Here is a 22,847-nt window from a genome sequence, read left to right as displayed (position 1 = left end):
ACTCGTCACAGACGGCGCGCGCTCAGCCCCGCCTCATCGGTGGATCGAGGCTAAGCAGGCACTGCTCGAGATAGCGACGCATGGTCGCGACCATGACCGGCGCCTGTTCGGCGAGCTGCTCCCAGGTGACCTCCTTGACCGGGCGTCCCGTCCAGCGACGTCGGATGTCGGGCGGCGGCGCTTGGCCGCGGTGGAACATCACGGCGTCCAGGTCGAACAAGGGCGTCGACAACGACTGGGGCCGGTAGCCGCGCAGCGTGACAACGGTGTCGTGGACCTGGGTGCGGGCATCGCGATAGGCGTCAGGGGTGAGCTGGTCGGGGGCGAGCCCGGTGACGATGCAGATCTTGGCGAGCCAAGCCCACATCCGGTGCCCTTCGCGTTCACAGAAGCCCAGGTCAGCGGCTTGTTCGGCGAACTTGGCGGCCTGGTCAGGGTAGGCGTCGGCGATGTACTTGCCCCATCGGCAGCCCGAGGTGACCACGAACGCGACGTCGACCGGGACGCCGCAGTGCACCAGGGCATGCCCGGCGAAGACCATCTCGTCGCTGCGGGTGCTGCGACGTTCCTCGACCGATGTGGCGGCCCAACTGGTCAGGTCGCCGTAGCGGCGCAGGAAGCCGACCACGCCACGGCGCCGGCATACGCGTCCGGGCTCGGTCGTTCCGGCACTGATGTAGGCGTCCGCTGCTGAGTGCAGCGTCGGGGTCGCCGACGGCTCCGACGTCGGATTGGACATCATGCCCAGCTCGGGTGCTGGCTCGAAGACCGCGGCCGTTTCGCTCATGTTTTGGCTCCTTGATCGTCCCAGTTGTCGAGGATGGCCATGGCTCGCTGGTACTCGCCGGCGAGCCAGTCGTTGGACAGGTGCAGGTAGATCCGGGTGGTTTCGATCGAGGCGTGCCCGGCTTGGGCCTGGATCGCCTCGAGCGCCATCCCGGCTTCGCGGAGCCGGGTGAAGCAGGTGTGTCGGAGCTCGTGGCAGGTCGCATGTGTCAAACCGGCTCGTGTCCGGGCACCCTGGAGAACTTGGTCGAGTCCGGCTGCACTCAGGGGCCGACCCCGATGAGGTCCCTTGAGGACCACGAACACGTGGTCGTCGACCGCGTCGTCGGGGCGTTCGCCGGCGAGGTAGGCGGCGAGCAGCACGAGGAAGCCGGGCACGACCGGAACCAGCCGCTGGTGGCCGCCCTTGCCGTTGGCGATGAACACGCGCCGGTCACCGATGTGGATGTCGCCGAACCGCAGCCCGAGGACCTCGCACCGGCGCAGCCCGGCGTGGACCATCAAGGAGACCATCGCTTGATCCCGCAGCGTCCGCAGCGCGGCGGTCAACGCGACGACCTCCTCGGGAGCGAGAACTCGGGGCATCTTCTTCGGGGCTCGGATCAGTGGGGACCCGCGGTGGCCGCGATGTCGGGCGTTCATGCTGCGCGGAACCGGATTTCGATCGCACATACCGCGCAGCATCAGGTAGTCGAAGAACGAAGAGATCGTCGCCAACCGGCGCTTGATCGTTGAGGCCGCCAGCCCGGCTTCGCCGTCGACGATCCGGACCACGTTGCCACCGCGCCGCGGCGCGCGTTGCTGCTCGATGAATCCGAGAACGTCCTGGATGCGGACCTGCTGGGGCTGCTTGGCGACCACGGTGAAGAAGACCTTCAGATCGAAGACCTGCGCCGTTAGCGTGTTCGGCCGCACCCGGGCCGCGGTGAACCGGAGGTACTCATCGACCAAAGAGTCGCCCAAGGTCGGGACCTCACCGGCCGAACTGAGCAGACACGGCGTGAACGACCCAGAACCAAGCATCCCGGCCTCCTCACGGAGAACACCCAAGGCCAGCATCTGCCCGGCACCTAGCCGATCCTGGAACGACTCGCTGATCACCTACATATCAAGCCTTTCTTCGGGGCCGAGCTCGACCGGCCCGGGAGATGGTGATTCGGTTCATCGCCGAACACAAGGACCACCAGGTGACCGACCCCGCCACCGGCGGGGTCGGTCTTGTCTGGGGAGTCGAGCCCATGTGCGCCGTGCTGTCCGAGCACGGCGTCAAGATCAGCCCTTCGACCTATTACGAGTGGATCAACAAGAAGCCCAGCAAGCGGGACCCTGAGGGACGAGGACGTCGTCCAGGCGATCCTCCAGCTGCGGGGGCGCAACAAGCTCAACCAGCGGCTGGGGTCTAGGAAGATGTGGATCAAACTGCGCGGCGAGGGCCACGACGTCGCCCGCTGCACGGTCGAGCGGCTCTACCGCGAGAACGGCTAGGAGGGCGCCCGCTACGGGTCGCACAAGACCACCCGGCCCGACGAGACTCACAACCGACACCCAGACCTGGTTGACCGCAGGCGGTTCGGAGCCGACGGTGCGAAGCTGCTGTTGGGCGTGTAGTCGACCCACTCCGGGAACTGACGACCCCGCGACTTCCCCGGCTTCGGCAACGGCCGAAAGTGCTTGTCTGCAAGGGAAGGACCCTGCGCACGCTCGAGGGTGAGACCCAGAGCCGGCCCAGGTAGGAGCCGCGGTGCGCGAGCTTGCGGTGCGATCGGTCGGTCTCGCCCCACTCCTCGAACAGGGCGAGGATCTGTTCGGCCTCCTCGGCCAGGAGTCCGTGCATCGGGGACCCGCCCGGCGTCCGGTCGGTGAGCCGGCCGCGGGCTCGGCGGGCGAACCAGCGGTGGGTCCGGACCTCGCCGAGCTCGAGTACCCCAGCGGCGCGGCGCAGCGTCCAGCCCGCGTCGAGGGCGTCGTCGAGGAGGTCCAGCAGGCTGGCCTTGGTGACCGCATCGACACGGCGTGGGACGCGGCCACTCAGCCCCAGCCTCCTTTTCCCTCGACCAACGTCAACTTCACCGCGAGCTCCTTGCACGCCTCCGAAAGCCGGGCGACCTCGGCCCGGGCCTGCTCCAGCTCGTAGTCGCGCTGCCTTGCGCCCACCCCGGGCCTGGAGGCGGCCAGTGCCGCCAGCGCGCCTACCTTGGCCACCGTCCGGATCCGGATGATCGTGGACCGGTCCACCTGCTCGGTGGCCGCGGCCTCGGCGATCGTCACCTCCTGGCGGACCAGCCGAAGCCAGATCTCGTACTTCTGCGACGGCGTCAAGAACCGCTTCGCACGCCGCTTCGCGGGCTTGGATGAACCCTCGTTCTCGGACATATCCAGATCCTCCTGATCGAGCCGGAAGAACCGTTGGATGTTGTCTGATCGACACGCCGATCTCTATCGCTAAGTCAGGCGCAACACACAACCGAAGCTGATCACCCCGTTCGTGGGCGTGATCGAGGCGTGGCTGCGTGCCGACATCACGTTGAAGGCGGCATTGGTCCACGAGCGGCTGGTCGCGCAGCACGGCTTCACTGGCAACTACCAGCGCACCAAGATGTTCATCGCCGAAGCCCGGCCGCGGATCGCCGCGGAACTGGACGAGGGCGATGAGAACCCGCTGCGAGGGCTGCACCGCCGGTTCGAGGTCGTTCCCGGTGCCCAGGCCCAGGTCGACTGGGGCGAGGAGGGTGACCTCCTGGCCCACGTCGGCATCAGATCGGTCTACTCGTTCCACATGACGTCAGCCCCACTGTGCTGGTCTGATTTGGCCCCACCCTGCTTGTTGACTTCTTGCTGGGTCGGTGGGCCGGGAGTCAGATCATGGTGTTCTCCTTCCGGGCTCGGGTGGTGGCGTTGAGCCGGTAGGAGCTGCTGCCGGTCGGGATGATGTGGGCGTTGAAGGTGAGGCGGTCCACGACGGCGGCGGCCAGGCGGGGGTCAGTGAACGTCGCACCCCATTCTGAGAACGGCGCGTTCGACGCACATGCGATCGATGCACGTTCTTCGCGGGCGGTGATGATCTGGAACAGCAGCTCCGCGCCGCGGGGATCCAAATGGACGTAGCCCAGCTCGTCGAGGCAGAGCAGGTCGAGTCGGGCGTAGCGGCCCACGACGCGGGAGAGCTCTTTGTCGTCGGCAGCCTCGACGAGCTCGTTGACCAGGGCCGCGGTGGTGACGTAGCGGACCCCGTCTGCCTTGCTCGGCTGCGGCGGTTCCCAACGCGATGAGGAGGTGGGTCTTCCCGGTCCCGGAGTCACCGAGCAGGACCAGTGGTTCCCCTTTATCGATCCAGCTCCCCGGACGCTAGGTGCGCCAGGGTCGCTGGGGGTAGATCGGGCAATGCCCGGGTGTCGAAGTCGGTGAGCCTCTTGGTGCGGGGGAACTTGGCTTCCTTGACCCGGCGGACCTGGCGTCGGGCGTCGCGTTCGTCGCACTCGGCCAGGAGGACCTCGGCCAGGAACGCCTTGTGGGACAGGCGTTGCTTGGCTGCTGCGGTGGCCATCGCGACGGCCTCAGCACGCACGGTAGGCAGCAGCAGGGTCCGACACGCGGTGTGGATCGCAGCCTCGGCCGCGGGGTCCGACAACGCGCTCAGCGCCGGCGGCGCAGCCGTTGTGGGGGTGGGCTTGGAGTAGCGCCTGCTGATGGGGCTTGTCGGTGAACTTCACCGAGCCAGCGTCGAAAACCACAACGGCCCACAGCTGAGCGACACGCCAACCTGCTGGGATGCGGCCGCGCCGCTGGATCCCTCGCGAATCAGCTCGAAGTAGCGACGCTTGGCCGTCGCCGATGCCTTGTTCCATGCCCAGTGAGGCATTGCGAGTCCTTCCAGTCAGGATTCGAAACGACCAGTAGAAGCCGCCAGGTCTACGCCGCGGTGTTCATCGACGCGATCTACGTTAAGGTCCGCGACGGCCAGGTCGCGAACCGGCCGTTCCACGCCGCGATCGGGGTCGACCTGGCCGCTCACAAGGACGTCCTGGGACTCTGGGCCGGAACCGGCGGCGGAGAGAGCTCCAAGTTCTGGCTGCACGTGCTCACCGAGCTGAAGAACCGCGGGGTCACCGACGTGTTCTTCGTCGTCTGCGACGGGCTGAAGGGGCTGCCGGACTCGGTCGGGGCGGTGTTCCCCCAGGCGGTCGTGCAGACCTGCATCATTCACCTGATCCGCCGCAACACCTTCCGGTACGCCTCGAAGAAGTACTGGGGCCAGATCGCGGTCGATCTCAAGCCGATCTACCGGGCCCCGTGCCGGGAGGCCGCGTGGGCGGCGTTCGAGGAGAAGTGGGGCAAATCCCACCCCGCGATCGGGCAGTTGTGGCGCAACGCTTGGGAGCAGTTCGTGCCGTTCTTGGACTACGACGCCGAGATCCGCACGGTGCTCTACAGCGCGAACGCGATCGAGTCGCTGAACGCCCGCTACCGCCGCGCGGTCACAGTGCGGGGACACTTCCCGACCGAGCAGGCCGCCCTGAAGTGCCTGTACCTGGTGACCAGATCGCTGGACCCCAAGGGCACCCGGCCCGACACGATGGACCATGCGCTGGAAGCCAGCACTGAACGCTTTCGCGATCACCTTCGGCGACCGGATGCCCAAGGCAGAGAACCATTGAGATGAGAACCGCCGCTTACACCGTTTCTCGGATAGACCCGATCTGGGGTGAACCCTTGTCAAGAGGCATGGTGAGGCGCCCGTCCCGTTGTTCGGGGCGGGCGCCTCTTACTTCGACAGGGCGGTCGGCGAGCGTGTCGTTGGCGACGCGCGGGTCAGACTGATATGCGCGGGTTGGTTACCGCAGGACGGTGTTTCGGCTGGAGCGGTTCCGCGTGTCTAGGGTCGAGCGTCGCCCGCCGGGACGGGCTGCTCATAGAAGTCTCGCGGGTCACTCCACGTGCTGCCACCGAGCCGATGACGCCGGCGAAGCAGTCCAAGGACCAGCACCAGCCCGCCAGCTCGCGAGCGATGGCGACGTTCGCGACGGTGCTGCGCTTGCGGCGGTCGATGAACTTCACCCACCGCTGGTGCAGGCGTCGGTTCCCTTTCATCGCCTCGGGCGCGGGCCGCGGCGGGCGCGAGGTTCCATCGATCCTGCGTGGTCTTCCCCACCCGGTATCTGGCCCGGTGGTGCCAGGCGGCCTCGACCAACAGTCTCCGGGCGTGAGCGTTGCCGGTCTTGGTGATCGGGCCCAGGGTGCGTGAGCTGACCGAGGAGTACTCGGTCGGGATCAGCCCGACGAAGGAGCCGATCGAGTTGCCGGTGAACCGGTGCCAGTCGCCGATCTCGACCGCGAGTGCGAACCCGGTCAGGGTGCTGATCCCGCGCAGGCAACCCAGCCGTCGCACGACTGGGGTGAATTCGGAGTCCGCAGCCATCTCCGCGATCGCCTCGTCGAGTCGGTCGCGACGGGCCTTGGTCGCGAGGACGGTTTCGTAGTTGGCGTCGAAGGTCAGCCGGGTCGCCCTAGAGGTCAGCTGCGGGAGCGCTTCGGTGCGCAGCCACTGGTCATGCTTGCCGGTCCAGGCGTCGCCGCCGTAGTAGACAACCCCGTGGCGCAGCAGGAGCTTGGACAACCGGTGCCGAGCCCGCATCAGGTCGCTGCGGCAGTCTTCGCGGGCACGGACCAGGTCGCGGGCGGCCTCTTGGTCGAGGGTCGGGATCGCCACCGGCGTGATCTCATCCAGCCGCAGCAACCGTGCCAGCTGGACCGCGTCCTTGGCGTCGGTCTTGACCCTATCCCCGGCCGGCTTCTGCAGCTTGGACGGGACGACGACCTCGCACCGGATCCCAGCGCCGGCTAGGTGCCGGTATAGCCCGAAGCCGGTCGGCCCGGCCTCGTAGGCCAGGGCCACCGGTCCGGGCAGGTCGCCCAGCCAGGACCGGATGTGGTCGTAGGATGGAGTCAGCTTGGTCTGGAACAGCTCACCCGTGACGCCGTCGATCGCTGCCGCTGCACAGATCGTGCGTGCACGTCGAGCCCAACACTCGTACGCTCGGTGAACACCGGGGCCTCCCACAACTGTCGGATAGGCCGAGCAGGTGGCCCCTGCTTGGTAACCCACGAATCTCTGTGAGTGAGGCCCCGGCCCGCAACCAGCTCAGGCTGAACCGGTCACGTCATACCGTCTAGTGGAGCACTAGGGGCCACTGATCGCCCTCCGACCCCTCGATCTAGTATAATTCTTGGTATGTAAGTTGAGGAGAGGCTCAAGTGCCGACCTGGGAACGAGAAGCATGAACCGACACGTCGCTCTGCCGAAGGCGTCCGATATCCTCGCGAACCATATGCGGGCGCTGATTCTCGGGGACGGCATGGAGCCCGACGCTGCGCTGCCGTCCGAGGCCGAGCTCATGCAGACCTACGGCTTCAGCCGTGGAACGGTCCGGGAGGCGCTTCGGCTTCTGGAGGCCGACGGCCTCATCGTCGTCAAGCGTGGGCCGAAGGGCGGCATCCGGGTCTGCCACCCTGACATCGGACAGGTCAGTCGCACGCTGGCGCTACTGTTCTCGGTTCGGCAGACGGAGCTGAAGCACCTGTTTACCTTGCGCAAGTTGATCGAGCCGGCGGCGGCGGCGGAAGCGGCCCGTGCGGCGACCGCGGAGCAGAAGCAGTGGCTGGTGGAGATTGCCCCCCAGCATCACGGGGTTCAGCGGAGCTACCGTGAGTCTGTCGAATTCCACGGTGCCATTGGTCAATGCTCCAACAATGGGGTGTACGAGGTGGTCCTAGCTGCGCTGCACGACGCGCTGGAGTGGCACTCCTCGGACGAGCGGCTGAGCCATGACGACGTTGAGGCCACGCGTCGGGCGCATGTGACAATCGCCAAGGCGATCCAGGAAGGCGATGCTGACGCGGCGGCGCGACGGATGCTGCGCCACCTGGACGAATTCGAGGATGTTCTGGCAGCCCAAGGTCGGCTGGACGAACCGATCGTGCCGGCCGAACGGTGGCGGCGGGAGCGGTTTGACGGGTCGTAGGGAGGTGCCGATCTTGGTCGCCGTAGATCCCAGGGGCAAGATGAGGGGCACCAGCCACCGCGCTGCACCTCGATGACGTCGTTGGGCCTCTAGCAGGAGTCCAAGGGCCAGTAGGAACTGCCCAGAGGTGGACACGAGACCTGCCCGGTGGTGGGTGGTCGTGAAACTCTACGAAGAAGTTGCTCCCGACCTTGGCCCGGTTCGCATCGACACCGGAATGGCTGAGTCGACCCGAAAGAAGCACCGAGCAATGCTCTTGTCGACGACGCTTGAAAACGAGGCCATAGCGACGGTCGAAAACGAGGCCACCCAGACAGATTGGATGTGTGATCTCAGTGGAGGATTGGGCCTTGATTCGGCGGCTGGTCGCGGACGGTGTTCCGCAGCGTCAGGTAGCGAGGGATCTCGGGGTCGGTAGGTCGACGGTCGAGAGGGCGTTGGCCTCGGACCGGCCGCCGAAGTACGAGCGTGCGGTGGGTCCGACGTCGTTCACGCCGTTCGAGCCGCACGTGCGGCAGCTACTCAAGACGACGCCGGACATGCCGGCCACGGTGATCGCGGAGCGGGTGGGCTGGACGGGGTCGATCACGTGGTTCCGCGACCACGTCCGGCGGTTGCGTCCTGACCATCTCCCTGTCGATCCCTCAGACCGGTTGACGTGGTTGCCCGGTGACGCGGTGCAGTGCGATCTGTGGTTTCCGCCCAGGAAGATCCCGCTCGAGGATGGCTCCAAGACGTTGTTGCCGGTCCTGGTGATCACGGCCGCGCACTCGCGGTTCATGGTCGCCAAGATGATCCCGACCCGACACACCGCCGATCTGCTGCTGGGCATGTGGATGCTGCTCCAGTTGCTCGGCCGGGTCCCACGCAGGTTGATCTGGGACAACGAGTCCGGCATCGGCCGCGGCAAACGGCACGCCGAAGGCGTCGGGGCGTTCACCGGCACCCTGGCCACCACGCTGCAACGCTTGAAGCCCTATGACCCGGAGTCCAAGGGCATCGTCGAGCGACGCAACGGCTTCTTCGAGACCTCCTTCATACCCGGGCGTGACTTCACCTCCCCGGCCGACTTCGACACCCAGTTCGCCGACTGGCTGGGACTCGCGAACGCCCGGGTCGTGCGCACCATCAAGTCCCGCCCGGTCGATCTGCTCGACGCCGACCGGGCAGCGATGCTGCCGTTGCCGCCGGTCGCACCCGTGGTCGGGTGGGTCAACCGGGTCCGGCTGGGACGCGACTACTACGTCCGCGTCGATTCCTCGGACTACTCCGTCGATCCGGCGGTGATCGGCCGGTTCGTCGACGTGACCGCGGACTCTCACGCGTCGAGGTCCGTCACGAGGGACGCCTCGTCACGGCCCATGACCGGGTCTGGGCGCGTGGCATGACCATCACCGACCCCGCCCACGTCAGTGTTGCGAAGGTGCTGCGTGAGCAGTTCCAACGCCCGCGACCCGCGGCGGATCCGCACGAGGAGCTGGTCCGCGACGTGGCCGACTACGACCGCGCGTTCGGGCTCATCGACGGCGCCCTGGCTGATGAACTGACCGACGGTGAGGTGGCCTGATGACGACCAGCAGCAAGAAGACCAAGAGCGACGCAGGCGAGGCGCTCAAGCAGCTGACCTACCTGGCATCGGCGTTGAAGGCGCCCCGGATCACCGAAGCAGCCGGCCGACTGGCAGACCACGCCCGCGACGCCGGGTGGACCCACGAGGAGTACCTCGCCGCGGTCCTGGACCGTGAGGTCGCAGCAAGGAACGCATCCGGGGCGCAGTTACGGATTCGGGCAGCCGGGTTCGGTTCCCGCAAGACGCTCGAGGAGTTCGACTTCGACGCCCAACCCGCTGTCCGTCAGCAGATCGCGTCCCTGGCATCGGGTGGGTTCCTCACCGAGGCACGCAACGTCGTGCTGCTGGGCCCGCCCGTTATCACCGGGGGGTGACTCGCTCGCAGGTACGTCGCTGACGAGGTCACGCCTGGTCGTCTTGTCATTGTCGTTGCCCCGCTATCTGCGGGTGTTCTTCGACGAGATGGAACGACAACGTGGCGATCAGCATGGCGGTTCGGCCCTCGAATGGGCGTCGCACTTGGACGGTGGTGGACGAGGCTTTCAGCACTGCGGCACCGGTCGAGGACTGGCTGGAGGCTCACCGGCTGCTGTGGTCACCGAACACGGTCCGCAGCTATGCCACCTCCCTGGCTCAGTGGTGGTCCTTCCTCGAGCAGCGTGGCGAGTCCGAGCGGTGGCACGAGGTCGGCGTGCCGACGGTCTCCGGCTTCCTGTCGTGGTTGCGCAATGGCCGCACGGTCGAGCACACCATCGTGGCGTCAGAGCAGACGCCGTCGCCGGAGACGCTGGAGGCCAGGCTGGCCGCGGTGATCTCGTTCTACCGTTGGCAACAGGCCGTCTTTGGGGTCGGGGTCGCCGAGAGACTGCTGCGGGGTGCTCCCCGTCGTGCTCCGGCCCGGGGGCTGCTGGCTCATCTGGACGCACGGTCCGGGCCGACGCCGTCCTCGCTGGTGAGGGTGCGGCGCACTGGTCGGCGAGACCGTCCGCCGTTGCTGCTTCCGCGGGAGATCCAGGCGATCTTGGACGGCTGCGCCGTCCCGGACGGCTCGACTGGGGAGTGGGCGGGGAACCTGCGGGACCGGCTGGTGTTCGCGCTGCTGGCCGAGACCGGGATGCGTCTGGGTGAGCTGCTCGGGCTGCGGATCTGTGACTTCGTGATGGGACGGGGTGGCACGCCGTTCGTGGAGATCGTTCCCCGCGAGGACAACCCGAACGGCGCCAGGGTGAAGATGATGCGGCCGCGGCGGGTCTACGTCGGCAATGATCTCGAGGCTCTCTTCGCCGACTATCTGAGCTACCTGGCCTGCCACGCCGCCACGCTTGGCCTGACGGTGACTGCGGACTCGGCGTTGTTCGTCAACCTGCATCGGTCGCCGCTGCTTGCTGCGATGCGGGAGGGCACCGTGCGGGACAAGACGGCCGCCTTGCGCCGACGCCGGATCGGGCCGCCTGGATGGACGCCGCACTGGTTCCGGCACAGCCACGCCACCGCGCTGCTGCTGGCTGGCACCCCGGAGTGGGTCGTGGCCCGCAGGCTCGGGCATGCCCACGTGCAGACCACTCTGGACCTCTACGGCTGGGTGCGCGAGGACGAGGCGCTGCGCGCCGCGGCGAACTGGAACTCCTATGTCGCCGGCTGGCAGGTGGCTGGATGAACGAGCGCCCCGGTCTGGGCTTGGCACACCAGCGCGAACCGGTGCTGCGGCTATGGCAGGAGCTTCCCCAGGAGTGGCAGGGCCCGGTGATCGGTCCGGACATCGAGGACTGGGACGCGGTAACCGAGAACGGCGACCGCAGGATCGACCTCACCGGGCTTCCGGATCCGTTCGGGGCCGAGTTGGCCTGGATGGCCCACTGGCAGGCCGCCGACGGCACCCGGTCCTCGGTGCTGGCCATCAACCAGCTGGCCAACATCCTTCGCCGAGCCATCCGCGACGACCACCCCTTCCCGTCCTCGGTCCGGGCCATGGATTGGGAGACCGCCTCGGCACTGCAGGGCTGGTTCTACGCGACCAGGTGGGGCCGACTGCCGCACCCGGGCAGCCGAGCCCGGCTGCGGGTGGTATTCCGGTTCGCCCGGCTCGCGTTGCTGGCTCGCTGTCACGACGGGCCGTGGTGGGCTTTGGACGACTGGCACCCGCGATGCGACCCGCGGATCCCCTTGACCGGGCGGGAGCCGCAGGCGAACTACGGCTGCTCGCCCGGCCAGATCACACACGGCTGGCTCCGCGAAGCGGTCAAGTGGCACCTGGGCACCCAGCTGGAGGCGGGCACGCTGCGCTGGACCACGGTCAGCCAGAGCCGACTGAAGTCACTGCGTCGCTTCGACAACTGGCTCACCAGCTGGTTCGACGACGCCACCGACGTGCTGGCCGATGCCACTGGCGCCTGCGAGCATGCCGCCGCGTTCCGCCGCTGGACCGCGGATCCCGCGAACCGGTTGACCCGGGCGGAAGACCATCGCCACTACGACAAGCCGGTCCATCCCCGCCTGCTCAATGACGACCTACGTGCGGTCGCGGAGCTGTTCGCATTCGTCGCCGACAACCCCACCGAAGCACGAGGCATCCTCGGCCGCTCGCCATGGGAGCAGATCACCCAGGCGCACGCGGCCAGCTGGTTTCGGCAGGTCTCACGCATCCCGCGCACGGCCACCCTCGACGATCGGCACTACATCGACGATCAGGCGCTGGCACAGATCACCGCCGCGCTACCCCTGCTGGGCATGCCTCGCCACGAGACGATGAGCATCACCCGCGGCGACGGCGAGCCGGTGCCCGCCCACGGGTTGGCCGATCCGCAGGCGATGCGGATGATCCTGCTGCAGATCCTCACCGGCCGCCGAGCCAGCGAGATCCGCACCTGCGAGTTCGACTGTCTCTCCCAGGCCCCAGCCCGAACCGTCCACGACACCGACGGCGAAGAGCTGGTGCGGTTCCGGTACGCCCAAAGCAAGATCGACATCGCACCCGACAGCATCCTCGTCGACCGCGAGGTCGCCGCCGTCATCGAGGAACAACAGCAGTGGGTCCGTCAGACCTTCCCCGACCTACGGCCGCGCTTCCTGTTCGTGCAGCGCACCGGCAACCGGCGCGGGGACAAGCCCTACCCGTCGGGCACCTACAACTGGATGCTGCGCGAGCTCAGCAACCGTGCCCAGATCACCGACGGCAAGGGCCATCGGATCAACCTCAGTCACACCCATCGGTTCCGACACACCAGGTTGACCCGGCTCGCCGAGCTCGGGCTGCCGATCCACGTGCTGCAGCGCTACGCCGGCCACGCCACCCCGACGATGTCCATGCACTACATCGCTGCCCGCGAGGAGCACGCCGAGCAGGCGTTCCTGGCCACCGTCAAGCTCAAGGCCGACGGCACCCGCGTCCAGTTCTCCCGCGAGGACCACGACAGCCTGCACCTACTCGATCGAGCCGACCGGTTCCTGCCCAACGGGTGGTGCCTCCTGCCCCCGTTGCAGAGCTGCGACAAGGGCAACGCCTGCCTGACCTGCTCGGTCTTCGTCACCGACGCATCCCACCGAGACACGCTGCTCCGACAGCTCACGGACGGCGATGAGCTCATCACCCGCAGCACCACCACGTTCCAACAACGACGTGGCCACCTGATGCCCGAGGACAACATCTGGCTGGTCCAGCGGCGAGCCGAACAAGCCGCGCTGCGACGACTCCTCGCCGCCATCGACGACCACCCCGGTCGAGCGGTGCAAGGCGGCGGCTGCGGCACCGCATCCGCCGGCCCGATCCCGCTCACACTCGGCATCACCCGACACCGGAGGACCGACCAGTGACCGACTCCCGAGACAACCGCGTCGCCGCGCTGACCGCCGCCGCCAGGGCCAAGTCGGCGGCGAAGACCAAAGCGGCCGAGCAGGGCATCCGGGCCCTCATCAAACGCGGGGACGCCGTCACCTTCCAAGCCGTGCAACGCGAAGCCGGGGTATCTCACGCGTTCCTCTACAACCACCCCGATATCCGGGGACGGATCGAGCGCCTGCGCGCACAGGCCCGTCCCGCGATGAGCACCAGCCCTCCAGACGCCGAGAGCACCCTCGTGCTCGCCCTGACAACCCAGATCAAGGACCTCAAGCAAAAGCACCGTCAAGAGGTGCAAGAACTTCGTGCTGCCCTCGAACAGGCCCACGGGGAGAACCTCGACCTACGCCGCGAACTCGCCCGACGAGGCCCCCGACCCCAGCCGCCAGCGCCCGGCACCAGCGGCGACGTCACTTCGATCGCAACAACGTCCTGACCTGCACGAATAGTGCCGCCGGGAGGTTCACCCCCGGATAACGCCCGGCCCGAGCAGGACGACGTTGGACTTGGCGCGGACGAACTCCAAGGTGGCCAGGTCGCGGACCTTGCGGACGTCGATGCCGGGTTGGAAGGCGAAGTCGAACTCGTCGAGCGTCTTGTGGTGCGGGAGCCGGGAGAGCTTCAAGGCGTTGCGGAACCGGCGTCCTTCCCGCAGAACGAGCTCTTCTTCGAGGAGTAGGTCGACGAAGTCGAGGTAGCCCATTTGCGTGGCCTCAGCCCGGTCCACGAGCTCGGTGATGACGTCGCTCAGGTGGGTCAGCCCGAGCTTGGTCGCGGTCTGGCGGATCCGGTCGCTGGTCAACGTGCTCACGGTGTCTCCTTGCTGGTCGTGGTGGCGCCGGCCGCGCTGTTGGCGGCCCGGGCGTAGTCGGTCAGTGGTCTGGTCGCGACGGTGATGAGTCCCCCGAGCCCGGCGTGCCTCCGTTGGCGTTCGTCCAGCTCTTGACCAGCGATGCTCTCGGTCCCCAGGCCGTAGGTCGCTTCCGCGCGATCATCGACCGCGAGGGGACTTCCGAACTGGAGCTGGTCCAGCGCGACCGACAGGTGCCGATCCGGTGGTTTCGTGAGGTCTACCCCGGACTCGACCACGCCGATGCCACACGCCTCGGGCTCTCCTTCGCCGAGCACGCACAACTGACGTCGTTCGGCCCGCTCAGCTTGCCGCTAGTCAGCTCCGGCTCCGTGGCCGAGGTCTTCGAGCTGCTTGGGTACCTTCCGATCATCTCGAGCGCCTTGCGCCCCCACTTCCACCTCGGCCAGCGCAGCCTGACCGTGGGCCTCACCGGCCACACCGGCGACCGTGATCTCGACTGCCTAGTCATCACCTACGGCGGAGCGGCACTGCTGCGGCTCCTCGACATGCTGACGGGCCCGCTGCCAGGCGTCACGATGAACCTGGCTTGGAAGAGCCCCCAGTCCCCCCACCACGTCGACGGCCTGCTGGTCGGACGCTTGGTGTTCGGCGCACGCGCGTCGTTCATCGACGTTCCCGTCGACATCCTCCAAGCACCCTGCCGCTTCCCCGACCCGGTCGCCTATCGCATGGCTATCGGCGAACTGCGCCGAAGCCTCGACCGTCACACCACTGCCACCAGCTTTACCGAGACCGTGAGGCGACTGCTCGAGGAGGACCCCGGACACATCAGCAGCCATGACATCGCTGAGCTCCTCGCAGTCTCCCCGAGCACCATGAAAAGACGCCTCCACGACGAGGGCACGACCTTCCGCGACGTACAGCAATCGCTGTTGCGCGAGAGGGCGATCGTCCGCCTGCTCGACCGATCGCTGACGGTCAGTCAAATCGCCATAGATCTCGGCTATAGCGACCTGACCAATTTCTCTCACGCCTTCAAACGCTGGACCGGGCAGTCGCCAAGCGAATTCCGTCAGTTCGGTCGCCGCGAACCGAGGAGGTAGGGCCCGGCTACCAACCTTCGCTCGCTTCGCGCCACTAAAGCAGCACGCTCGCCGCGTTGTTCACGCAGTCACGTCACCGTTCACGATCCAAGTGGGGGCGTCCTGCCTCCCGACACGCACGCCGCCAGCCATGTCAGCCCAGCGTGCGACTCGCACCCTTCCGTCGTCACACGGCAGAGGAACAGGCCTTCCGCGCCCGCGAGCCAGCAAGAGTGACATTTGGCTGGTTGATGACTCTAATAAAGTCATGGGTACACTTGGGGGCATTCGCTTCTGAGGGTCTGCTGCACGGTCAGGTGACACTGTCACCTGACCGTGCAGCAGACCCGTTCCCCACCAGGCTCCAGGCCATCGTCGCCAGCTCTCGGTCGGGCCACCCCTTGGTTGCCTTCTGAGCAATTTTGCCTACTAGGCAACTGGTGCCGATACTGGGTGCATGGAGCGCGGACTACGGGAGTTGAAGCGTGAGGCCACCGGTGAGGCGTTGGCTCATGCTGCGTTCGAGCTCGCGCGCGAGCGTGGCTTGGATGGCTTCGTGATCGATGATGTGGTCCAACGGGCTGGTTACTCCCGCCGGACCTTTGCGAACTACTTCTCCTGCAAGGAGGAGGCCGTTGCCTCGGTGGGGTTCGCCGGGGTGGAGGACGCGGGGGCATTGCTGGCGGACCTTCCTCCCGACCTTCCGCTCGTTGACGCCTTGCATACCGTGATGAGGCAGCAGTTCGCGACGGACACGCTGGTGACGATGCGGGAGCTGCTGGCAATGGTGCGGCGGTATCCGACGCTGGAGCCGTATCTGTTGAGCGTGCAGAACCGGATGCGGCATGCGGCCCAGGACCTGGTGCTCTCGGTTGCCGGTGATCGCTACCCGGGGATCTATGTGCCGCTCCTGTTCGGCGCGGTGTACGGCGCCGTCACGGCAGCTCTGGAAGGTCTCCTCGATGTCCAACTCGCTGATGATGACGGCGACGCCGCGGGTCGCGGTGCCATGGAGTACGGATCCTTCCTCGACGTCACCTTCGAGTACCTACGCAACGGCTTCTAATCCGCTCAAACCCTTCGAGGAGAAGCAGACCCCATGTCCACGTACCTGTACCGGCTCGGGCGAACCGCGTTCGGCCACCCCTGGTTCTTCATCGCCGGCTGGTTTGCCGCCCTCGCGGTCGTCGCAGGGGGCGTCGCCATCAACGGCGTAAGCGTGAGCTCGGAGATGAAGATCGACGGCACCGAGGCGCAGACGGTCCTCGACCGTGTCGCCACCGAGCTGCCCGAGGCCTCAGGTGGTCAAGCAAGCGTGGTCTTCACCGCCGGCGAGGGCCAGCGCCTCGACACCCCGGAGCGCCTGGACACCATCAGCAGCACCGTCAACCAGGTCTATGCGCTCGATCAGGTGGTAGCCCCTCCTCCGGTTGCGGCAGGCGCTCCCCAGGGGGCGTCCACGGGTGGACAGGAGCCGGGCCAACCGGAGGCCGGTGCGGGAGCTGGCGCCGGTGGAGCCGATGAGGACCGGGGTGAGGTGCCGCCGTACCAGCCGCTCGTGGTGGACGGCAAGCCGGTGCCCGGCGTACTGGTGTCCTCCGATGGTGAGGTGGCGTTGTTCCAGTTCCAGTTCACGGTGGCCACTCAATCGCTGACCGATGAGGACGTCACCGCGGTGCTTGAGGTCTTGCAGGACGCCGAGTCTGCGGGCACCGGCATCACAGCCCTGCCTAGCGACTCGCTGAAGGCGCTGGAGATCCCCGTCGGGATCGGGGAGGTGATCGGCCTCGTTGTCGCGGCGATCGTCTTGGTGCTGACCCTCGGCTCACTGCTGGCCGCCGGACTGCCACTGATCACCGCGCTGGTGGGGGTCGGGATCGGTGTGGGCGGCGCGTACGGGCTGTCAACGATGGTCACGATGAACTCCGCGACGCCGGTACTCGGCCTGATGGTCGGCCTGGCCGTGGGGATCGACTACGCACTGTTCGTGGTCAACCGGCAGAGACGGCTGATCCTCGACCGAGGACTGAGCGCCGGGGAGGCGGCGAGCCGGGCGGTCGGAACCGCAGGCAGCGCGGTCTTCTTCGCCGGCCTGACCGTCATCACCGCGCTGACGGCACTGAGCGTCATCGGCATCTCGATGCTCACCACCATGGCGCTGGTGGCGGCGACCACGGTGGCGCTGGCGGTCCTCATCGCCCTGAGCCTGCTCCCCGCCCTGCTGGGGCTGGTCGGCGAGCGAATCTGTTCAGCCAAGGCACGCGACCGTCGACAGGTGAAGGTGGAGGCGCAGGCCCACAGCGTGGCCGACCACTGGGTCAAAGGGGTCATCAGGTTCAGGTGGCCAGTGATTGGTGGGGTCATCGCGATCTTGGGACTCGCGGCAATACCCGCGGCCAGCATGGAGCTGGGCATCCCCACCGGGGCCACCGCGAACCAGGACACCGCAGCGCGGCAGAGCTACGAGGCGGTCACGCGCGGGTTCGGCGAGGGGTTCAACGGGCCGCTGCTCGTGACCGCGGAGCCCACCGGGTCCAGTGGCGCGGTCACCCCCCAGGTGACGGCGCAGCTCATCGACCAGCTCCAGCAGCGCGACGACATCGTGCTCGCCGCACCGGTCGGTGCCAGCGAGACCGGTGACCTGGTCGTGTTAAGCGTGATCCCGGCCTCGGGGCCCAGTGACGAAGCCACCATCGACCTCGTGGCCGCACTGCGCGAGCCCGACTCCGCCCTCGCCCAACAGAATCAGGTGACCCTGGGCGTGACCGGATACACCGCCATCCACATCGACATGGCCGAGAAGCTGGCCAGCGTTCTTCCCCTCTACATCGGGATCATCGTGGCGCTGTCGATCCTGATCTTGATGCTGGTCTTCCGCTCGGTGATCGTCCCGATCAAGGCCACCGTCGGCTTCCTACTCAGCATCCTGGCCACCTTCGGCGTCACCACCGCCGTCTTCCAGTGGGGCTGGCTCAGCGGGCTGTTCGGGTTCGACACCGGCGGCCCGCTGATGAGCTTCATGCCCATCATCGTCACCGGCATCCTCTACGGGCTCGCCATGGACTACCAGGTCTTCCTGGTCTCCTCGATGCGTGAGTCCTACGTTCACGGCTCCCACGGAGCACGCAGTGTCGTGCACGGCTTCGACCAAGCCAGCCGGGTCGTCGTCGCAGCCGCCGTGATCATGATCTCGGTCTTCTCCGGTTTCATCTTCAGCCACGACATCATGATCAAGCAGATCGGCTTCGCCCTCGCCGCGGGCATCCTCATCGACGCATTCTTCGTCCGGATGACACTGGTACCCGCAGTCATGGCCATCGTCGACGACAAGGCGTGGTGGCTGCCCCGATGGCTCGACCGTCTACTGCCCGAGCTCGACGTCGAAGGTGACAAGCTCACCGCGTTGCTCAACCAACGGCCCGCCACAGAACAGGCGCCCACCCAGGACGTGAAGGTCTAGCCTTGGGCCAGCCTCAACCCGGCCCCGTGCACGCTGAGCCCGCCATCAGCGATCGCGCCACGACCCACCGGGCCCTCCCCGCCCGTGCCGCAACCGACTCCAATGCCGGCTCGGCTGTCGAGGGCGACCATCCATCACGTGTGCCGGATCCTGCTCGTACAGGTACTCCTCAAGGTCGGCAAGCCCGCGCGCGAGGTCTCGGCGTAGCCTGCGCTCGGCCAGGAACCGGATCCGGGGTGGCGGGTTCTCGCGAACCCAGTCCATGTACACGAGTTGACCCACGTAGTAGCACCCGCCGAGTGCCACGAGGCCGCCCATCAACCACCACAACAGGTAGCTCACGAGTTCCAACCACGTGTACCAGAGTTGCTGCCAAGCCAGTGCGTTCATCTCCACGTACCTCACGGCCACCCGCTGCCTCGGCGGCGGAGCATCGAGGTCGCCGAGGCTGTTGCGGATCGAGTGGGGCCAGCCTACGCCGAAATACATAGGAGGAAAAGGGTAGTGCGTCTGTTCCTACGTGAGGTCCGCGATGAGGTCCGCAAGATGGCGCAGCAGAGGCGCCGCGACCGCTCGTTCGGCATCATCGAGGGACTCCCAGGCGCTCGAGAGACGATCGGACACCACGGTCCTCTTGGCGGCCAGAAGCTGTTCGCCGCGTTCGGTGAGCGTCAGGATCCTTCGACGCCTGTCGTGACCGGACGAGGCGCGTTCAATCAATCCGGCCGCCTCCAACGCGGCCGCCTGTTGGGTGACCGTGGGCTGGGTCAACAAGGTGTACGCCGAGACAGCCCCGATCCCCTCGATTCCACACACCTCCACCGCGTCCAGCAGCACCAGCTGGGGAACCGTGACGTCGTCGAAGAGCGGTTGCAGCCGACCTCGGGTCCGCCTCGCGACCGCAAGCAGCGCCAGTACGGCATTCGCGAACTCCGCCGCCTCACGCTGGACTCGCTCAGACCTCGCGTCCGGCCCCTCGGCCCCACCAACACTCACGTCGCCTCCTGTCCGAGCGCATGCACCGTGTGGATGCTGTCACGCCTGGCCCTGGACAGCCGGTCCGGCGCCGCCGAGGGTTCGGCGACGAATCGGACCGGTCTGACCGCCAGCGTGATGGCGCATACGGCAACGTTGCCCTTCGGGCACAATCGTCCGATGCTTGGCGGAGGACCGCACGGAAGCCTCTGCGCGGTGACGCGAAGTCCCACCGGCACGCGATGTGGTTGGACCTCCTGACAAGCCTGACCAGGCCCGTGGTGTCGCGTCCGCCGGGCTGAGCCAGGTGAGGTCGGGCCGGGGGTCGGCTGCGAGCTTCGCGCTGGAAGCAGCAGGAGGGGCCATGAAGCCACATTCTCGTACTGCGCAGGAGGCGGGAGTTGAGGCCGTGGACCCCGTCCCCGGGCGGCCCGGACGCAGGCCCGGGCGGAGTTCGACGCGCGACCAGATCGCCCGGGCAGCCCGCGAGCAGTTTGCCGCCAAGGGCTACGACAGGGTCACCCTGAGGGCGATCGCAACACAAGCGGGCGTCGACGCCGCCCTCGTCACCTACTTCTACGGCTCAAACGACGGCTGTTCGACGAAGTGATCGACCTCTCGTTTGACTCACGCGCGGTCATGGCTCAGCTCCTCGGCAGCGACGCGAGGCGTGTCGGCGAACGCCTGGCGAGACTTGTGATCGAGGCACTCGATGACGAAGACCAGCGACAGCGCATCGTCGGGATCCTCCGCGCGGCCACGGTCGAAGCGGACACCGCGCGCAGGATCCGCGACAGGGTCACCACCGGACTGCTGGAACCGATCGCGGCCAGTCTCGGCGCCGGGAACGCGCCCCTACGCGCGGACTTAGTGATGTCGCAGATCGTGGGCGTCGCCCTGGTCCGATACGTCGTCGGCCTCGAGGATGTGGCCTCGGCGACCTCCGAGGAGATGGTGTCTGCGCTTGCCCCCACACTGCAGCGCTACCTGGTGGGTGACATCTCCTAACCGGCGCACGGCAGGCCTCCACGCCCTCGGGCAGCGCCCCCACTGAACCGCAGCCGCTGAACGACACCAAGAGCTGCTTGACGTCGGCGAGCAGCCGGTGCCGATCGGGCTCACAGACGGTATGGTTGGTACATGCAAGCAGTTGGTGCGCAGGGCGCCCTCGTCTCGGTGGAGTCCATCGAGGAGGAGCTGACACTGTTGGTACGTCGCGCCCAGAAGGTGCATCTGCGCGGCGGCCCGACCGAACACGTCGTGGAGAGGGCCGCCTACGGGATCCTCGCGTGGCTTCACGACACCGGCCCGCTGCGGCCCGGCGCGCTGGCGGCGCACTTCCATCTGGATGCCTCGACGATCAGCCGCCAGGTCGCCTCCCTGGAGCAGGCGGGCCTGATCACGCGTGAGCCCGACGCGGAGGACCGTCGCGCCTGCCGACTGCGGCTCACCGAACACGGCCGGACCGTGTTGACCGCGACGCGGGCAGAACGACGTGGCGTGGTCCGCGAGCTGCTGCAGTCCTGGTCGCCAGAGGATCTGGCGAACTTCGCTTTCCTGCTGGCCGCCTTCAACGCCGGCCTCGACGACCACCTGAGCCCGAACCCCAACAGCCGAGAAGAGAGCCAGCCATGAGCGAGTCGCCCTCGCCCGGAGACGGGCCGCTCGGGGCACCGACCGAGCAGGTGATGCCGGAGCTGACCCACCGGCAGATCCTCACCGTCTTGGTGGGGCTCATGTTGGGCATGCTGGTCGCCGCGCTGTCCCAGACCATCGTGGCCACCGCGCTGCCCACCATCGTCGGGGAGCTCGGCGGTCAGGACCAGTTGGCCTGGGTGGTTTCCGCCACCTTGTTGACCTCGACCGCCTCCACGCCGATCTGGGGCAAGCTGTCGGACCTGTACGGCCGCAAGATCATGTTCCAGTCCGCGATCGGGATCTTCCTGGTCTCCTCCCTCGCCTCCGGGTTCGCCCAGAACATGGGGCAGCTGGTCGGGTTCCGCGCGGTGATGGGCATCGGGGTGGGTGGGCTGATGGCGCTCTCCCAGGCGATCATCGGCGACGTCGTCAGTCCCCGCGAACGCGGCCGCTACCAGGGGTACATCGGCTCGGTCTTCGGCCTGGCCACCGTCGCAGGTCCCCTGCTCGGCGGCTTCCTGGTCGAGCACCTCTCTTGGCGGTGGACCTTCTGGGTCGGGATCCCCATCGGCATTGCGGCCCTCGTGGTCACCGAACGAGTGCTCAAGCTGCCGTTCCCCCGCCGCCGGCACGCCATCGACTGGCTCGGGGCCTTCTTCATCGTCGCCGGGATCAGCGCCCTGCTGCTGATGCTTTCGCTCGGCGGCAAGGAGTTCGCGTGGAACTCGGCCTGGACCTACGGGCTGACCGCGCTGGCGCTGCTGATGCTCGCGCTGACGGTCTGGCAGGAACGCCGAACCGCCGAACCGATCATGCCTCCGCGGCTGTTCGCCAACCACACCTTCGTCATCACCAGCCTGGCCGGCTTCGCGGTCGGGGTGGCCATGTTCGGCGCCATCATCTTCCTTCCGCAGTACCTGCAGATCGTCAAGGGCGAGTCACCGACCGCATCCGGTCTTCTGACGCTTCCGCTGATGGTCGGCCTGCTGATCACCTCCATCGGATCGGGGCGGCTGATCACCCACACCGGCCGCTACAAGATCTTCCCCGTCATCGGCCTGCTGGTCGCGGCCGGTGGCCTGGCGCTGATGGGCCGGCTGTCGGTGGACACCTCACTCTGGCTCGCCGGCCTGTTCATGTTCATCACCGGCGCCGGCATCGGGATGGTGATGCAGGTCCTGGTCCTGGCAACCCAGAACGCGGTGCCCCACGCCGACCTCGGCGTCGCCACCTCCGGGGCCACCTTCTTCCGCTCCCTGGGCGGCGCGATGGGAGTTGCAGTCTTCGGCGCGCTGCTCACCCATCGGCTCCGCGACACCATCCCCGCGCAGCTAAGGGCTGCCGGGGTGCCCGCGGACCAGATGCCCACCCGGTCGGCCACCCAGGGCAGCCCCGACCAGATCGCCGCGCTGCCCGACCCGATCCACCTGGCGGTCACCACCGGGTTCGCCGAGGCCCTGCAGACCACCTTCCTTGCCGCCGTACCGTTCGCGTTGCTCGGGTTCGTCATCCTGCTCTTCCTTCGCGAGACCCCGCTGCGCCAGACCCGGGGACACACTTCGGGCGAGGACCTCGCCGCCGCGTTCGAGACCTCGGTCGACCCCGACGCGCGACTGACCGACGACGACCCCGGACATCGGCCGGAGAACCCCACGACCCCGGGCAACT

Annotated in this window: 23 protein-coding genes and 3 pseudogenes; 17 read left to right on the top strand and 9 right to left on the bottom strand. The window is 67.4% G+C overall.

Annotated elements, in window-relative coordinates; translation table 11 throughout:
* Positions 1–22: 22 nt before the first annotated feature.
* Positions 23–787 carry a hypothetical protein gene (locus tag QMC84_RS22095; protein ID WP_300378769.1) on the bottom strand — a complete coding sequence of 255 codons (765 nt, stop codon included), beginning with the start codon at positions 785–787 and terminating at the stop codon, positions 23–25.
* Positions 784–1,749, bottom strand: a complete 966-nt coding sequence (locus tag QMC84_RS22090) for a tyrosine-type recombinase/integrase (RefSeq protein ID WP_300378767.1) — start codon at positions 1,747–1,749, stop codon at positions 784–786. Before QMC84_RS22090 ends, QMC84_RS22095 begins: the two co-directional genes overlap by 4 nt.
* Before the next feature lie 152 nt (positions 1,750–1,901).
* Here QMC84_RS22090 and QMC84_RS22085 point away from each other — a divergent pair.
* Positions 1,902–2,364, top strand: a pseudogene (locus tag QMC84_RS22085) (IS3 family transposase); the annotation flags it as partial.
* Between the two features lie 450 nt (positions 2,365–2,814).
* On the opposite strand, the gene QMC84_RS22080 reads toward QMC84_RS22085, so the two are convergent.
* Complete coding sequence (locus QMC84_RS22080; protein WP_300378765.1) at positions 2,815–3,159, bottom strand: hypothetical protein; 345 nt, start codon at positions 3,157–3,159, stop codon at positions 2,815–2,817.
* Between the two features lie 112 nt (positions 3,160–3,271).
* Here QMC84_RS22080 and QMC84_RS22075 point away from each other — a divergent pair, with 112 nt between their 5' ends.
* Positions 3,272–3,685 carry a hypothetical protein gene (locus tag QMC84_RS22075; protein ID WP_300378763.1) on the top strand — a complete coding sequence of 138 codons (414 nt, stop codon included), beginning with the start codon at positions 3,272–3,274 and terminating at the stop codon, positions 3,683–3,685.
* Here QMC84_RS22075 and QMC84_RS22070 read toward each other — a convergent pair.
* The 3 genes and pseudogenes from QMC84_RS22070 to QMC84_RS22065 all read right to left on the bottom strand — a co-directional run bounded on the left by QMC84_RS22070 (position 3,642) and on the right by QMC84_RS22065 (position 4,330).
* Positions 3,642–4,085: an ATP-binding protein gene (locus QMC84_RS22070; RefSeq protein WP_366145771.1), complete on the bottom strand. Its 444-nt coding sequence runs from the start codon at positions 4,083–4,085 to the stop codon at positions 3,642–3,644. The two genes, QMC84_RS22075 and QMC84_RS22070, sit on opposite strands and share 44 nt — an antisense overlap.
* Positions 4,066–4,116: pseudogene (locus QMC84_RS22470) on the bottom strand (hypothetical protein); the annotation flags it as partial. The gene QMC84_RS22070 and the pseudogene QMC84_RS22470, both read right to left, overlap by 20 nt.
* Complete coding sequence (locus tag QMC84_RS22065) at positions 4,109–4,330, bottom strand: ATP-binding protein (protein WP_300378761.1); 222 nt, start codon at positions 4,328–4,330, stop codon at positions 4,109–4,111. The gene QMC84_RS22065 and the pseudogene QMC84_RS22470, both read right to left, overlap by 8 nt.
* 360 nt (positions 4,331–4,690) lie before the next feature.
* Between QMC84_RS22065 and QMC84_RS22060 the strand changes: the two are divergent.
* Positions 4,691–5,441, top strand: a pseudogene (locus QMC84_RS22060) (IS256 family transposase); the annotation flags it as partial.
* A gap of 218 nt (positions 5,442–5,659) precedes the next feature.
* On the opposite strand, the gene QMC84_RS22055 reads toward QMC84_RS22060, so the two are convergent.
* A complete protein-coding gene (locus QMC84_RS22055; protein ID WP_300378759.1) occupies positions 5,660–6,844 on the bottom strand; it encodes an IS110 family transposase in 1,185 nt (394 codons plus the stop codon).
* 217 nt (positions 6,845–7,061) lie between these two features.
* Between QMC84_RS22055 and QMC84_RS22050 the strand changes: the two genes are divergently transcribed.
* The 7 genes from QMC84_RS22050 (at position 7,062) to QMC84_RS22020 (ending at position 13,646) form a co-directional block, all read left to right on the top strand.
* A complete protein-coding gene (locus QMC84_RS22050; protein WP_300378756.1) occupies positions 7,062–7,805 on the top strand; it encodes an FCD domain-containing protein in 744 nt (247 codons plus the stop codon).
* A 326-nt stretch (positions 7,806–8,131) separates the two neighbouring features.
* Positions 8,132–9,193: an IS21 family transposase gene (gene istA, locus QMC84_RS22045; protein WP_300378754.1), complete on the top strand. Its 1,062-nt coding sequence runs from the start codon at positions 8,132–8,134 to the stop codon at positions 9,191–9,193.
* Positions 9,190–9,372, top strand: coding sequence for a hypothetical protein (locus QMC84_RS22040; RefSeq protein ID WP_300378752.1), 183 nt, complete (start codon positions 9,190–9,192; stop codon positions 9,370–9,372). The genes istA and QMC84_RS22040 overlap by 4 nt, the downstream gene beginning before the upstream one ends.
* Complete coding sequence (locus QMC84_RS22035; RefSeq protein WP_300378750.1) at positions 9,372–9,749, top strand: ATP-binding protein; 378 nt, start codon at positions 9,372–9,374, stop codon at positions 9,747–9,749. The genes QMC84_RS22040 and QMC84_RS22035 overlap by 1 nt, the downstream gene beginning before the upstream one ends.
* A gap of 152 nt (positions 9,750–9,901) precedes the next feature.
* The gene (locus tag QMC84_RS22030; RefSeq protein WP_300378748.1) at positions 9,902–11,032 is read left to right on the top strand and encodes a tyrosine-type recombinase/integrase; all 1,131 of its coding nucleotides are present in this window, start codon (positions 9,902–9,904) and stop codon (positions 11,030–11,032) included.
* Positions 11,029–13,185, top strand: a complete 2,157-nt coding sequence (locus tag QMC84_RS22025; protein ID WP_300378746.1) for a site-specific integrase — start codon at positions 11,029–11,031, stop codon at positions 13,183–13,185. Before QMC84_RS22030 ends, QMC84_RS22025 begins: the two co-directional genes overlap by 4 nt.
* Positions 13,182–13,646, top strand: coding sequence for a DUF6262 family protein (locus QMC84_RS22020; RefSeq protein ID WP_300378744.1), 465 nt, complete (start codon positions 13,182–13,184; stop codon positions 13,644–13,646). Before QMC84_RS22025 ends, QMC84_RS22020 begins: the two co-directional genes overlap by 4 nt.
* Positions 13,647–13,673: 27 nt before the next feature.
* On the opposite strand, the gene QMC84_RS22015 is transcribed toward QMC84_RS22020, so the two are convergent.
* Complete coding sequence (locus QMC84_RS22015; protein ID WP_300378742.1) at positions 13,674–14,021, bottom strand: ATP-binding protein; 348 nt, start codon at positions 14,019–14,021, stop codon at positions 13,674–13,676.
* A 104-nt stretch (positions 14,022–14,125) separates the two neighbouring features.
* Between QMC84_RS22015 and QMC84_RS22010 the strand changes: the two genes are divergently transcribed.
* From QMC84_RS22010 to QMC84_RS22000, 3 genes are all read left to right on the top strand, one after another.
* The gene (locus tag QMC84_RS22010) at positions 14,126–15,127 is read left to right on the top strand and encodes an AraC family transcriptional regulator (protein ID WP_300378740.1); all 1,002 of its coding nucleotides are present in this window, start codon (positions 14,126–14,128) and stop codon (positions 15,125–15,127) included.
* Between the two features lie 436 nt (positions 15,128–15,563).
* Entirely contained in the window at positions 15,564–16,172 is a 609-nt protein-coding gene (locus QMC84_RS22005) for a TetR/AcrR family transcriptional regulator (RefSeq protein ID WP_300378738.1), read from the top strand.
* 33 nt (positions 16,173–16,205) lie between these two features.
* Positions 16,206–18,566, top strand: coding sequence for an MMPL family transporter (locus QMC84_RS22000; protein WP_300378736.1), 2,361 nt, complete (start codon positions 16,206–16,208; stop codon positions 18,564–18,566).
* A 516-nt stretch (positions 18,567–19,082) separates the two neighbouring features.
* Here QMC84_RS22000 and QMC84_RS21995 read toward each other — a convergent pair.
* Positions 19,083–19,562, bottom strand: coding sequence for a MarR family winged helix-turn-helix transcriptional regulator (locus QMC84_RS21995; RefSeq protein ID WP_300378734.1), 480 nt, complete (start codon positions 19,560–19,562; stop codon positions 19,083–19,085).
* A gap of 388 nt (positions 19,563–19,950) precedes the next feature.
* Here QMC84_RS21995 and QMC84_RS21990 point away from each other — a divergent pair, with 388 nt between their 5' ends.
* From QMC84_RS21990 to QMC84_RS21975, 4 genes are all read left to right on the top strand, one after another.
* The gene (locus tag QMC84_RS21990; RefSeq protein WP_300378732.1) at positions 19,951–20,151 is read left to right on the top strand and encodes a helix-turn-helix domain-containing protein; all 201 of its coding nucleotides are present in this window, start codon (positions 19,951–19,953) and stop codon (positions 20,149–20,151) included.
* Positions 20,148–20,549 (top strand): hypothetical protein, encoded by a 402-nt coding sequence (locus QMC84_RS21985; RefSeq protein WP_300378730.1) that lies wholly within the window; start codon positions 20,148–20,150, stop codon positions 20,547–20,549. Before QMC84_RS21990 ends, QMC84_RS21985 begins: the two co-directional genes overlap by 4 nt.
* Positions 20,550–20,717: 168 nt before the next feature.
* The gene (locus QMC84_RS21980) at positions 20,718–21,176 is read left to right on the top strand and encodes a MarR family transcriptional regulator (RefSeq protein ID WP_300378728.1); all 459 of its coding nucleotides are present in this window, start codon (positions 20,718–20,720) and stop codon (positions 21,174–21,176) included.
* Positions 21,173–22,847 (top strand): MDR family MFS transporter (locus QMC84_RS21975; RefSeq protein ID WP_300378726.1); only part of this gene is annotated, 1,675 nt, incomplete at its 3' end. The genes QMC84_RS21980 and QMC84_RS21975, both read left to right, overlap by 4 nt.

Origin of the sequence: Nocardioides sp., from assembly GCF_030019515.1 — a bacterium.
In the GTDB taxonomy this organism is placed as follows: domain Bacteria; phylum Actinomycetota; class Actinomycetes; order Propionibacteriales; family Nocardioidaceae; genus Nocardioides.
Note: the sequence above shows the minus strand (reverse complement) of the source record. Positions and strands in the feature narration are given on the sequence as shown.